At 35.0% G+C, this 12,627-nt stretch carries 13 protein-coding genes; 12 read left to right on the top strand and 1 reads right to left on the bottom strand.

Features of this window, described 5'->3' with window-relative positions; all coding sequences use genetic code 11:
- Window positions 1–132: 132 nt before the first annotated feature.
- Complete coding sequence (gene trxA / locus WHC90_RS07955; RefSeq protein WP_188597945.1) at window positions 133–492, top strand: thioredoxin; 360 nt, start codon at window positions 133–135, stop codon at window positions 490–492.
- Window positions 493–539: 47 nt separating this feature from the next.
- Here trxA and WHC90_RS07950 read toward each other — a convergent pair whose 3' ends face one another.
- Window positions 540–1,529, bottom strand: coding sequence for an aspartate-semialdehyde dehydrogenase (locus tag WHC90_RS07950; RefSeq protein WP_188597944.1), 990 nt, complete (start codon window positions 1,527–1,529; stop codon window positions 540–542).
- Window positions 1,530–1,726: 197 nt separating this feature from the next.
- Between WHC90_RS07950 and WHC90_RS07945 the strand changes: the two genes are divergently transcribed.
- The 11 genes from WHC90_RS07945 to WHC90_RS07895 all read left to right on the top strand — a co-directional run bounded on the left by WHC90_RS07945 (window position 1,727) and on the right by WHC90_RS07895 (window position 12,609).
- On the top strand, window positions 1,727–2,758 hold the full coding sequence (locus tag WHC90_RS07945; RefSeq protein ID WP_188597943.1) for a rhodanese-related sulfurtransferase: 1,032 nt from the start codon (window positions 1,727–1,729) through the stop codon (window positions 2,756–2,758).
- Window positions 2,759–3,077: 319 nt separating this feature from the next.
- The gene (locus tag WHC90_RS07940; RefSeq protein ID WP_188597942.1) at window positions 3,078–4,436 is read left to right on the top strand and encodes a PSP1 domain-containing protein; all 1,359 of its coding nucleotides are present in this window, start codon (window positions 3,078–3,080) and stop codon (window positions 4,434–4,436) included.
- Window positions 4,408–4,914: a gliding motility lipoprotein GldH gene (locus WHC90_RS07935; RefSeq protein WP_188597941.1), complete on the top strand. Its 507-nt coding sequence runs from the start codon at window positions 4,408–4,410 to the stop codon at window positions 4,912–4,914. The genes WHC90_RS07940 and WHC90_RS07935 overlap by 29 nt, the downstream gene beginning before the upstream one ends.
- A gap of 2 nt (window positions 4,915–4,916) precedes the next feature.
- On the top strand, window positions 4,917–7,217 hold the full coding sequence (locus WHC90_RS07930) for a penicillin-binding protein 1A (protein WP_188597940.1): 2,301 nt from the start codon (window positions 4,917–4,919) through the stop codon (window positions 7,215–7,217).
- A 10-nt stretch (window positions 7,218–7,227) separates the two neighbouring features.
- On the top strand, window positions 7,228–7,929 hold the full coding sequence (locus WHC90_RS07925; protein ID WP_188597939.1) for a CoA transferase subunit A: 702 nt from the start codon (window positions 7,228–7,230) through the stop codon (window positions 7,927–7,929).
- A 3-nt stretch (window positions 7,930–7,932) separates the two neighbouring features.
- On the top strand, window positions 7,933–8,589 hold the full coding sequence (locus WHC90_RS07920; RefSeq protein ID WP_188597938.1) for a 3-oxoacid CoA-transferase subunit B: 657 nt from the start codon (window positions 7,933–7,935) through the stop codon (window positions 8,587–8,589).
- Between the two features lies 1 nt (window position 8,590).
- The gene (locus WHC90_RS07915) at window positions 8,591–8,821 is read left to right on the top strand and encodes a hypothetical protein (protein WP_188597937.1); all 231 of its coding nucleotides are present in this window, start codon (window positions 8,591–8,593) and stop codon (window positions 8,819–8,821) included.
- A gap of 1 nt (window position 8,822) precedes the next feature.
- Window positions 8,823–9,584 carry an exodeoxyribonuclease III gene (locus WHC90_RS07910; protein ID WP_188597936.1) on the top strand — a complete coding sequence of 254 codons (762 nt, stop codon included), beginning with the start codon at window positions 8,823–8,825 and terminating at the stop codon, window positions 9,582–9,584.
- 2 nt (window positions 9,585–9,586) lie between these two features.
- Window positions 9,587–10,873, top strand: coding sequence for a lytic transglycosylase domain-containing protein (locus tag WHC90_RS07905; protein ID WP_188597935.1), 1,287 nt, complete (start codon window positions 9,587–9,589; stop codon window positions 10,871–10,873).
- Window positions 10,874–10,946: 73 nt separating this feature from the next.
- On the top strand, window positions 10,947–11,960 hold the full coding sequence (locus WHC90_RS07900; RefSeq protein WP_188597934.1) for a DUF4837 family protein: 1,014 nt from the start codon (window positions 10,947–10,949) through the stop codon (window positions 11,958–11,960).
- A gap of 145 nt (window positions 11,961–12,105) precedes the next feature.
- Window positions 12,106–12,609, top strand: a complete 504-nt coding sequence (locus WHC90_RS07895; protein ID WP_188597933.1) for a DUF1761 domain-containing protein — start codon at window positions 12,106–12,108, stop codon at window positions 12,607–12,609.
- The last annotated feature ends 18 nt before the right edge of the window (window positions 12,610–12,627 follow it).

The raw sequence follows: 12,627 nt of genomic DNA, 5'->3' as shown, positions 1-12,627 counted from the left end.
AAAAAGTTTAAATTAGTATTTAATAAGTACTGTTAAGATACTAAAAAAGAGCAAATTAACAATGTCTTGGTTTGTAAGTTGTAATTTTTGTTTATAATTTACGACTATCTTTGTAAGATTAAGACTTATAAAATGACAGAAAATTTAACAAAAGAGACCTTTTTAGAGAAGGTTTTTAATTATGAAAAAAACAAGGAATGGACTTTTGAAGGATCTGTTCCTGCCATTATTGATTTTTATGCAGATTGGTGTGGTCCATGTAAAATGATTGCCCCTGTTTTGGAGCAATTAAGTGAAGAGTACGGAGATGCTTTAACTATTTATAAAGTAGATACAGAAGCTCAACAAGAACTTGCGGCTGCTTTTGCTATTAGAAGTATTCCTTCAATGCTTTTTTGTCCAATGGGAGAAGCTCCTCAGATGGCCAATGGCGCTTTGCCAAAAGCAGAATTAGAACGAATTATTGCAGATGTTTTAAAAGTAACAAAATAAAAAAATCCCGAGCGAACACTCGGGATTTTTTTATATCCTGTTTTATTTTAGACCAACTTATGGGCAACTAAATATTCTGCTATTTGCACAGTATTGGTTGCAGCTCCTTTTCTTAAATTATCTGCAACAATCCATAAGTTAAGTGTATTTTCTTGTGATTCATCTCTGCGGATTCTTCCAACAAAAACCTCGTCTTTTTCATGTGCTGTAATAGGCATTGGATATAGGTTTGTTGCAAGGTCATCCTGTACTACAATTCCATCGGTATCACTTAATATTTGACGAACTTCTGAGAGGTCAAAATCATTTTCAAACTGAACGTTTACCGCTTCTGAATGCCCACCTGCTGTCGGAATTCTAACAGCAGTTGCCGTTACAGAAAAAGTATCATCTCGCAAGATTTTCTTTGGCTCCTTAACCAATTTCATTTCTTCTTTGGTATAGCCGTTTTCTAAAAACACATCACAATGTGGCAATGCATTTCTTCCTATCTTGTGTGGGTAAGCCATTTCTCCTTCAACACCAGCTTCTTCATTATCTAGTTGCTGTACGGCTTTAACTCCAGTACCAGAAACTGATTGATAGGTTGATATAACCACGCGTTTCATTTGGTATTTTTTATGCAATGGCGCTAAAGCCATGACCAATTGAATGGTAGAACAATTTGGGTTTGCAATAATTTTATCCTCAGAAGTTAACACATCGCCATTAATTTCTGGAACTACCAATTTTTTAGTTGGATCCATTCTCCAGGCAGAAGAATTATCAATTACAGTTGTACCTGCTGCTGCAAATTTAGGAGCCCACTCCATAGAAGTATCTCCACCAGCAGAAAACAGAGCAATGTCTGGTTTCATTTCAACGGCAGTTGCCAAATTAACAACGGTAAATTCTTTTCCATTAAACGGAATTGTTTTTCCAACAGATTTTTGTGAGGCTACAGGAATCAATTCTGTGATCGGAAAGTTTCGTTCTGCTAATACTTTTAGCATTACATTTCCTACCATCCCGGTTGCTCCTACGATTGCTACTTTCATTTTAGATTCAATTTGTGACTGCAAAGATTATGAAAAATTTGATTGGTTGTATCTTTAAAATTCGTTAAAACACACTTGTGTTTAAATTTGATCAAAAAGGGTAGAAATGTTAAGTATTAAACGCAATAAAAAGGCTATTTCTATAAAAAACTGTATTTTTGCGCCTATTAATTATTGTTTAACTAAAAAAGTATAGCATGCAACTGTACAATAAGTTAAGCGCTAAAGAACGCGCTGTATTAATTGACGAAGCCGGAAAGGATCGTTTAACCATTTCATTCTATCAATACCACAAGATAGAAGACCCACAAACTTTTAGAGATAAATTATTCCTTGAGTGGAACGCATTGGATGTTTTAGGACGTATCTATGTTTCTTATGAAGGAATTAATGCACAATTGTCTGTTCCTTCGGATAGAATGTTAGAGTTGAAAGAGCAATTGGATGCGATTCCATTTTTAAAAGACATTCGTTTAAATGTTGCCGTTGAGCAAGACAATAAATCCTTTTTAAAACTCAAAGTAAAAGTTAGAAACAAAATTGTTGCTGATGGTCTTAATGATGAAACCTTTGATGTTACTGATAAAGGAATTCATTTAAACGCAAAAGAGTTTAATGAAATGTTGGCAAACCCAAATACGGTTTGTGTTGATATGCGAAATCATTACGAAAGTGAAATTGGTCATTTTGATGGCGCTGTAACTCCTGATGTGGACACATTTAGAGACTCTTTAGACATTATTGAAGAAGATTTAAAAGACAATAAAGAGGATAAAAACTTATTGATGTACTGTACTGGTGGAATCCGCTGTGAAAAAGCATCTGCCTACTACAAACACAAAGGGTTTAAAAATGTTTTTCAATTAGAAGGAGGAATTATTGAGTATACCCGTCAAGTAAAAGAAGAAGGCATAGAAAATAAATTTTTAGGAAAGAACTTTGTGTTTGATCACAGAAGAGCAGAAAAAATTTCTGACCATGTTGTTTCTAATTGTCATCAATGTGGAGAACCCTGTGATGAACATGTAAACTGCGATAATGAAGCTTGTCATTTGTTGTTTATTCAATGTAAATCCTGTTCAGAAAAAATGAACACATGCTGTTCTGATGAATGTAAAGAAATAGCAGCTTTGCCTTTCGAAGAACAAAAAGAACTTCGAAAAGGAAAAGGTAATAGTAATAAAATCTTTAAAAAAGGAAGATCTGAAGTGTTGACTTTTAAGAGGTAAAACAACTAAATATTAAAACAAGACCTCAATTTTGAGGTCTTTTTTATGCTCAAAAAAGTAAATTTTTTACGAATTCTAATTCAAGCTAGACGAATTCTAAATTGATTTAAAATTAATCAAATTCACAAACGATATTTGGTAAATAATCAAATAAAACGCAGGTGAGATAACTTTTATCATCTTGTTTTCTCATTCTTTGAGAATGCGTATATTTACAGATTCGTCAACTTTAAGTTGATAGTCAAATTATTTAAGAACCCAATAAAAACAAGAGCTGCCAGAAAAAGCACTTTTGTTTTTTAAAAAATATATACATTCTATGAGCTGTACTAGTTGCTCAACAAAAAAAGACGGCGTCCCAAACGGTTGTAAAAGCAATGGAAATTGTGGAACAGGCGGTTCTTGTGGAAGCGGAAGCAAATTAAATGTTTTTGACTGGTTGTCTAATATGACTTTGCCTAACGGCGAAGCTCCTTTTCACATTTTTGAAGTCCGTTTTAAGAATGGGCGTAAACACTTTTTTAAAAATACAGAAAATTTAACGCTGTCTATGGGCGATGTTGTTGCTGTAGAAAGTTCTTCTGGGCATGATGTTGGAACCGTTTCTTTAGGAGGTGAGTTGGTCAAAGTGCAGTTAAAAAAGAAAAACATTAAAGCAGACAGTGAGGAAATCCTTAAAATCTATAGAAAGGCTACACAAAAAGATATAGATCAATGGCAGGCTGTTAGAGAAAAAGAGCCAGAAACCCAAAAACGCGGAAGAGAAATCATTAGTCGTTTGGGGCTTAAGATGAAATTGTCTGATGTAGAATATCAAGGCGATGGAAACAAAGCCACTTTTTATTATACTGCGGATGACCGTGTAGATTTTAGACAGCTGATTAGAGATTTGGCAAGTGCCTTTTCTATTCGAGTAGAAATGAAGCAGGTAGGTTTACGACAAGAAGCAGCTAGACTTGGAGGTGTTGGATCTTGTGGTAGAGAATTGTGTTGTTCTACTTGGCTAACTGATTTTAGAAAAGTGAACACAGCAGCTGCACGTTATCAACAACTTTCATTAAACCCATTAAAGTTAGCGGGACAATGTGGTAAATTAAAGTGCTGTTTAAATTTTGAGTTAGACACCTATTTAGATGCTTTAAAAAGTTTTCCAAAACAAGATTTAGCTCTTAAAACAGAAAATGGCCTTGCTGTTTTTGTTAAAATGGACATCTTTAAGCAATTGCTTTGGTATACGTATAAAGACAATAGTTTTAAATGGTATAAATTAACTTTAGAGCAGGTAAATGAAATTATTGCTTTAAATAAGAATAACGAAGAGGCTGCTCCATTAGAAGACTATGAATCTGATTTGGTTGCCGAAGTTAAAATTGATTTTGAGAATGTTGTAGGTCAGGATAGTTTAACCCGTTTTGACGCGCCAAAACCCAAACGAAACAGAAACAAGAACAATCGAAATAAAAATAGAAGAAACAAAGGGAAGGCAGTGGCAGCAACTACGGATTCTAATTCAAAAGGACCAGCAAAAAAGCAGCCTTTTAAAAAAGGGCCAAAAGAAGCAGTTGGTAATGCTGCACAAAAGCAAGGAAATCAAGAAGGAAAACCGAAGCCTAAACCAAGAAGAAATTATAAAAAACCAAAGAGCAAAGGTGGAAACGAGAAAAAGAGCGAACAATAACAGTTTTTTTTTAGGGATTTTGTGCCTGTTCTGTTTTTCTGCCTGTGATGCAAAAAGAGTTTATGATTCTTATCAAACAATTTCTCAAAACGGATGGAACAAAGCAGATACAGTAGTTTTGCCTTTTCGGATTACAGATACGTTAGCAAAAAACAACGTGTTTATAAACATAAGAAATAACAACACATTTAAATTTAATAAAATAGTGTTAATATCAGAGTTACTTGATCCAAATGGCAAGAAAATTGTAGACACCTTGCAATATGATATGGCTGATGCTAGCGGTAGGCTTTTAGGAAAAGGATTTACAACAATTAAAGAGCATAAGTTTTTGTACAAGCCAAATTTTGTATTTTCATCAAGTGGAGACTATACTTTGGCGATACGCCAAGCAATGGCTCAATCAGGTAGTGTACAAGAAAGAACAAACCTAGAAGGAGTCATGAACGTTGGGTTTAGAATAGAAAAAGAAAATTAGAAATGACAGAGAAAACAACACCAAATTTTAAAAAATACATCAAGTGGTTTTGGCTGCTTTGTGCAGGAGGATTTGCCTCAATTTTACTTTTATTTTTACTTGCTTCATGGGGAGTATTTGGGGATTTGCCTACTTTTGAAGAATTGGAGAACCCAGAAAATAATTTGGCATCAGAAATTATTTCTTCGGATGGAAAAACGCTGGGTACTTATGCCATAGAAAACAGAAAGCCGATCCGTTTTAATGATTTGCCAGACAATCTAGTTAACGCTTTGATCGCAACTGAGGATGAGCGATTTTTTGATCACTCTGGAATTGATTTTAGAGGTTTAGCTCGAGCAGTTGTAAAACTTGGAAAAGGCGGAGGAGCGAGTACCATTACACAACAATTGGCAAAAAACCTATTTACTAAAAGAGCATCTGGAAATACAGCCAAAAGAATTATTCAAAAAATAAAAGAATGGGTTGTTTCTATTAAGTTAGAGCGTCAATACACCAAAGAAGAAATTATTGCGATGTATTTGAACACACAAGATTTTATTTTTAATGCGGTAGGAATTCGTTCTGCCTCACGAATTTATTTTGGTAAGGAGCCTCTCGAGTTAAAAATTGAAGAGTCTGCTGTTTTGGTTGCTATGTTAAAAAACCCTCGACAATACAACCCGAATAGAGAGATTTCTAAAAACAAATCTTTTCAGAGAAGAAATGTTGTTTTTTCCCAATTGTCTAAAAATGGATTTATAACAGAACAAGAAAAAGATTCTTTGCAAGCACTTCCTTTAGAGATTAATTATACTCCAGAAAGTCATAGTGATGGGTATGCCACCTACTTTAGAGAGCATTTACGTGATTATTTAAAAGGTTGGGTAAAAGCAAATCCAAAACCAAATGGAGAAACCTACGATATTTACCGAGATGGTTTAAAGATTTATGTAACCATTGACTCAAGAATGCAGCAGTATGCAGAAGAAGCGGTTAAAGAACATATTGGCAATCTTCAAGATTATTTCTTTAAGGAACAAAAGAGCAACAGAACAGCTCCTTTTTACGATTTAGAATCTGATCAAATTACTATGATTTTAGAACGGGCCATGAAAAACTCTGACCGTTGGAGAAATATGAAGTCAAATGGAGTTTCTGAAAAAGAGATTAGAGCATCTTTTAAGCGCAAAAGACAAATGAGAATTTTTTCATGGAAAGGCGATCAAGATACCCTAATGTCTCCAGCAGATTCTATTAGATACTACAAGTATTTTTTACATTCTGGTTTGTTATCGATGGAGCCACAAACAGGTCATATTAAAGCATGGGTTGGAGGTATCAATAATAAACACTTTAAATACGATCACGTAGAACAAGGAAGAAGACAAGTAGGTTCTACCTTTAAGCCTTTTGTATATGCTACCGCAATCAATCAATTAAAGCTATCTCCTTGCGATACGTATCCAAACATACCATATACAATTCCCAAAGGAAAATATGGTATTCCAGAGCCTTGGACACCTAAAAATTCTGGTGATGAATACGGAGGAGTAATCAGCTTAAAGGAAGGATTGGCCAAATCGGTGAATGTTCTTTCTGCACGATTGATTGATATGGTTGGGCCAAGAAATGTGGCCAACTTAGCAAAAACAGCAACTGGAGCAACCAGAGGTATCCCAGAAGCACCATCCATAGCTTTAGGTACTGTCGAGTTGTCTTTATTCGAAATGGTAAGTGCTTATGGCATGTTTGCCAATAAAGGACTGCGTGTAGAGCCGATGATGTTGATGCGTATAGAAGATAAAAACGGAACTGTTTTAGATCAGTTTACTCCACAAACCAAAGAAGTGTTAAGTGAAGAATCTGCCTATGTGGTTTTAGATTTGTTAAAAGGTGTAACCACTGCTGGCTCAGGTATTCGATTGAGAACAACTTCTGCTAGACCGGGCTTTGTTACCGGATATCCTTATGGCTTTGACAATCCAATTGCAGGAAAAACAGGAACCACACAAAACCATACAGATGGTTGGTTTATGGGGGTTGTTCCTAATTTGGCAACTGGAGTTTGGACAGGAGGAGAAGATAATGCCATTCATTTTAAATACATAACTCAAGGTCAGGGGGCTACCATGTCCTTACCGTCTTGGGCTATTTTTATGAGAAAGTGTTATGCAGACCCTTCATTAAACATCAGTAAAGATGATTTTGAAAAACCAGAAGATCCTATTTCTATTCGATTAGATTGTGGAGATACACCTGTAAACAAGGATAAAGAAGAGACCGACAAACCGGTTATTAAAAAAGGAGATATAGATTTTTAATCCCATAAAAATGATAAATAAAGTAGTAAAAAACGTAACAGAAGCTTTGGATGGAGTTGAGAACGGAATGACATTTATGTTAGGTGGTTTTGGTCTTTGCGGAATTCCAGAGAATTGTATTACAGAACTTGTCCGATTAGGAACCACAGAATTAACTTGTATTTCTAACAATGCTGGTGTTGATGATTTTGGATTAGGCTTGTTATTACACAAGCGTCAAATTAAAAAAATGATTTCTTCTTATGTGGGAGAAAATGATGAGTTTGAAAGACAAATGTTATCGGGAGAGCTGGAAGTAGATTTAATTCCTCAAGGGACTTTAGCAGAGCGTTGTAGAGCAACCGGTGCTGGAATACCAGCATTTTATACGCCAGCAGGTTATGGAACCGAAGTAGCAGAAGGAAAAGAAACCAGAGAGTTTAATGGTAAAATGTATGTGCTAGAACAAGCATTTGATCCAGATTTTGCCTTTGTAAAAGCTTGGAAAGGAGATACTGCAGGGAACTTAATTTTTAAAGGAACTGCTCGTAATTTTAATCCAATGATGGCGATGGCAGGAAAAATAACAGTTGCAGAGGTTGAAGAATTGGTAGAAGTTGGAGAGTTAGATCCTAACCAAATTCATACCCCAGGTATTTTTGTACAACGTATTTTTCAAGGGAAAGATTATGAAAAGAGAATTGAACAACGTACGGTAACTCCTAAATCTTAGAAAATGGCTTTAAATAAAGAACAGATCGCGCAAAGAATAGCGCAAGAAATACAAGATAAATGGTATGTAAACTTAGGAATCGGAATTCCGACCTTAGTTGCAAACTATATTCCAAAAGGTATTGAAGTAGAATTTCAGTCAGAAAATGGTTTGTTGGGTATGGGACCGTTTCCAATTGAAGGAACTGAAGATGCTGATTTGATTAATGCCGGAAAGCAAACAGTAACAATTTTAAACGGAGGTTCATTATTTGATTCTGCAATGAGCTTTGCAATGATTCGAGGTCAACATGTACAATTAACGGTATTAGGAGCTATGGAAGTTGCAGAAAATGGAGATATCGCCAACTGGAAGATTCCTAATAGAATGGTAAAAGGTATGGGAGGAGCAATGGATTTGGTTGCTTCTGCTGAGAATATTATTGTTGCCATGATGCATACCAATAAAAAAGGAGAATCTAAAATACTAAAACAATGTACGCTGCCATTAACAGGTGTAGGTTGTGTAAAAAAAGTGGTGACAAACCTAGCAGTACTCGAAATTAAGAACGGTGCTTTTCACTTGTTAGAAAGAGCTCCAGGAGTTTCAATAGAAGAGATTCAAAAAGCTACAGAAGCTACCTTAGTTATTGATGGTGAGGTTCCAGAAATGAAATTTTAAGATGGAATATCTAGCAAAAAGATCATTTTTAGTGATTTTTATTATCACGTTTATTTTAATTTTTTTTCTTGATATTGTTGTTGGAATAGAAAACGGAATGTTAAGAGCCGCAATTGCTGCCGCTATAGCTGTTTTTTTATCACCAAGAAAAAAACGCATTCAAACACAAACAGGAGAGAAGACACAAATCACTTGGATTTTCTTAAAAAACCCAATTTTCTTAGAAGTTTAGCATGAAGATAATTTCTTACAACGTCAATGGTATTAGAGCCGCATTAAAAAAAGGTTTTTTTGATTGGTTAACAGTCGCAAACCCAGATGTACTCTGTTTGCAAGAAACAAAAGCCCACAAAGAACAGTTAGACCTTTCTGAGTTTGAAGCAGCCGGTTATCCTTATCATTATTGGTTTTCTGCAGAAAAAAAAGGCTACTCGTCTGTGGCTATTTTATGTAAGGAAGAGCCTAAACACGTTGCCTATGGTACCGGAATAGCATCAATGGATTTTGAAGGTAGAAACCTACGTGTAGATTTTGATGAGGTTTCTGTTATGAGTTTATACTTGCCATCAGGAACCAACAGTGATCGCCTTGATTTTAAGTTTAACTATATGGATCAATTCCAGGACTATATAAATCAATTAAAACAAGAGATTCCCAATTTGGTTATCTGTGGTGATTATAATATTTGTCATGAAGAAATTGACATTCACAACCCAAAAATGAAGGGCGTTTCTGGGTTTTTACCAGAAGAACGTCAGTGGATTGGCAGTTTTATAGATAGTGGCTTTATAGATAGTTTTAGATATTTAAACAAAGAGCCAAATCACTATTCATGGTGGAGCTATAGAGCAAACGCAAGAGCTAATAACAAAGGATGGCGTATAGATTACTGTATGGTTGCAGACCCCTTAAAAGAACAAATAGAGAGAGCGTATATTTTGCCAGAAGCAAAGCATTCTGATCATTGTCCAATTGTTGTAGAATTAGCACTTTAAAAATGAAAAAAATAGCCCTTTTATATTTTACTTTGTGCAGTTTTAGTATGCTTGCCCAACAAAAACCAGTTGATAGTTTATACAAAGATCAGCTTCTTGCAAATACTACAACACCTTTATTTACAGATAAAGAGTTGGCTACAATAGACAGTTTGCTCTTAGAGGCCAAGTACAAATCTCCGCTGTTTGACTCTGTTCAATATGTGATTAGTCCAGATGAGGCTAAAAACTTAAGCACTATTGCAATACCTACAGAAGTTCTTAAAGAAAGACTTCAGCGATTAGATGAAAAAACGCCTTTTCATTTGGCTTATAATCCAGCCTTAGAAAAAGAAATAAAATCCTATTTAACGTACCGAAAAAAATACTACCCGAGCTTAATGGCAAAAGCCGAGTATTATTTTCCAATGTTTGAAAAGTATTTAGAAGCCTATGATATTCCATTAGAGATGAAATATCTTGCCATAGTAGAGTCAACTTTAAATCCGAGAGCTGTTTCTAGAGCCGGAGCAAGAGGCTTGTGGCAGTTTATGTACCTCACAGGAAAACAATATGGCTTAAGAATTAGCTCTTATGTGGATGATAGACAAGACCCTATAAAGGCAACCATCGCAGCTTGTAGATACCTTAGTGATCTCTATACAATTTTTGGGGATTGGGATCTAGCATTGGCAGCATACAATTCAGGTCCAGGGAATGTTTCTAAAGCGATAAAAAGATCAGGAGGCTATAAAAATTATTGGAATATTCGTCCTTATTTACCTAGAGAAACTGCGGGTTATGTGCCAGCTTTTTACGCTACTATGTACATTTTTGAATATGCAAAAGAACACAACTTAGCTCCTGTAGGGATTCCAATTATGCATTTTGAAACCGACACTATTCATATAAAAAAGACAGTATCTTTTGATCAAATTAACGAGGTTACAGGGATAGAAGCAGAGATGTTAGAGTTTTTAAATCCATCGTATAAATTAGACATCATTCCTTATATTAAAGACAAAGAACATGTGTTAACCATTCCTAAAAAATCAACCATAGATTTTCTAGCAAAAGAAAAACAACTTTATGAGTTGGCTACCCAAGACGCTGCAAAAAGAGAGAAGCCATTGCCTAAGTATTTTGAAATGGATAAGCGCTTGCTGTACAAGGTTCAAAAAGGGGATTATCTAGGTAAAATTGCAAAAAAGTTTGGTGTTCGAGTGAGTGATATTAAAACTTGGAACAGGCTTAAAAATGCTCAATTAAGAATAGGACAAACACTGAGTATCTATCCAAAAAAACTCTAGCTAAAAAAATATTTCAAAAATTGTTAAAACGGAACAGTATTTGTAAATAATAATAAAACTAAATAATTAGATAATGAAAAAAGTATTCACTTTTATTGCTGTACTTCTTCTTATAACTTCATGTAAAAACGCTCAAGAGTCTTTTGTTTTAAGTGGATCTATAGGGAAAACCAATAAAATTTTAGTGGTTATGAAGAGTAGTCATTGGCTAGGAGAGCTGGGTGATGAATTAAGAGATTTTATTGGAAAACCATTGGTAGGTTTGCCACAGCCAGAAACTATTTTTTCTGTAGGGCAAGTTTCTCCAAAGGGTTTTGGAGGTGTTATGAATAAATCAAGAAATGTTCTAGTTATTGAAGAAGGAGACAAAGAAGGGTTTGCTGTCAAAAACAACCTATATGCAGAGCCTCAAACCTTGATTTATGTGACTGCAAAAGATCAACAAGGCTTGTTAAACCAGTTAAAGAAGTATGAAAAACAGATTATCAAAATTTTTAAAGATTCTGAAATCCAAGTACTTCAAAGCTATTTTAGTAAAGAAAAATTAGACGATTCTAAGTTTAAAACCATCAGTAAGTTAGGAATTTCTTTAACCATTCCAAATAGTTACCGAACGGTTGATGATACCGGTGATTTTTTGTGGTTGCGTCAGCACTTGCTAAGCGGTATTGCCAAAGGAGATGGTACCAATAACATTTTGGTGTACTCACTTCCATTACAAGATGAGAGTATCGTAGAAAAACAAATTTTAGCCGTTAGAGATTCTATTGGTAAAAAATACATTCCAGGTTCAAGAGAAGGCATGTATATGATTACAGAAGCTGCCTATACTCCAGTTACCTACCCTGCAAACATTTCTGGAAGAAAGGCATTTGAAACTAGAGGAAAGTGGGAAGTAAAGAACGATTTTATGGCTGGACCTTTCTTAAATTATACAATCATTGATAAAGAAAACAATCGAGTTTTAGTGGTAGAAGGATTTACCTATGCGCCATCTGTAAACAAAAGAGAGTTTGTTTTTGAGCTAGAAGCCATTGCTAAATCGCTGACAATTCAATTGACAAAAGACGATTCATTTTTAGATTAGAGACCAGTTCCAAGCTATTGACAGCTTTATAACGTTATAAGATATTTAGAAAAATCCGAGAATTTAATTCTCGGATTTTTTGGGTTAATGAATTAAATACCAAAAAGTTATTTTTATATTTGAGTATAATCAAAACGTTAAAATTATGGAATTTAATCTACTCACAACAGCTGTTGCAGCCCTTATGCCTCTGATAATGGGTTTTATCTGGTACGGACCAATGCTCTTCCAAAAAGCATGGATGAAAGAGCTAGGCTTTACAGAAGAATCTTTAAAAGGAGCAAACATGGCGCTTATTTTTATCGGTTGCTATGTCTTGAGTTTTCTGATGGCTTTTTTATTGCAAACTCTAGTGATACACCAATTTGGTGTTCAGTCAACGCTAATGGGTGAACCCGGTTTTACAGAACAAACAGGTGAAGCATATACCTATTTTCAAGATTTTATGAATCAGTATGGAGATCGATTTAGAACCTTTGGCCATGGAGCATTACACGGCAGTATGATTGGATTGTTATTAGTGATGCCAGTAATGGCGACCAATGCTATGTTTGAAAGAAAAAGCATTAAATATGTGCTAATCAACTCGGGCTATTGGATTATTACAATCGCTCTGATGGGAGGAATTTTATGCCAAACAGCATTTTAAAACACAAAAAAAGGAGCG

Source organism: Polaribacter pacificus, from assembly GCF_038024035.1.
Taxonomy (GTDB): Bacteria; Bacteroidota; Bacteroidia; order Flavobacteriales; family Flavobacteriaceae; genus Polaribacter; species Polaribacter pacificus.
Note: the sequence above shows the minus strand (reverse complement) of the source record. Positions and strands in the feature narration are given on the sequence as shown.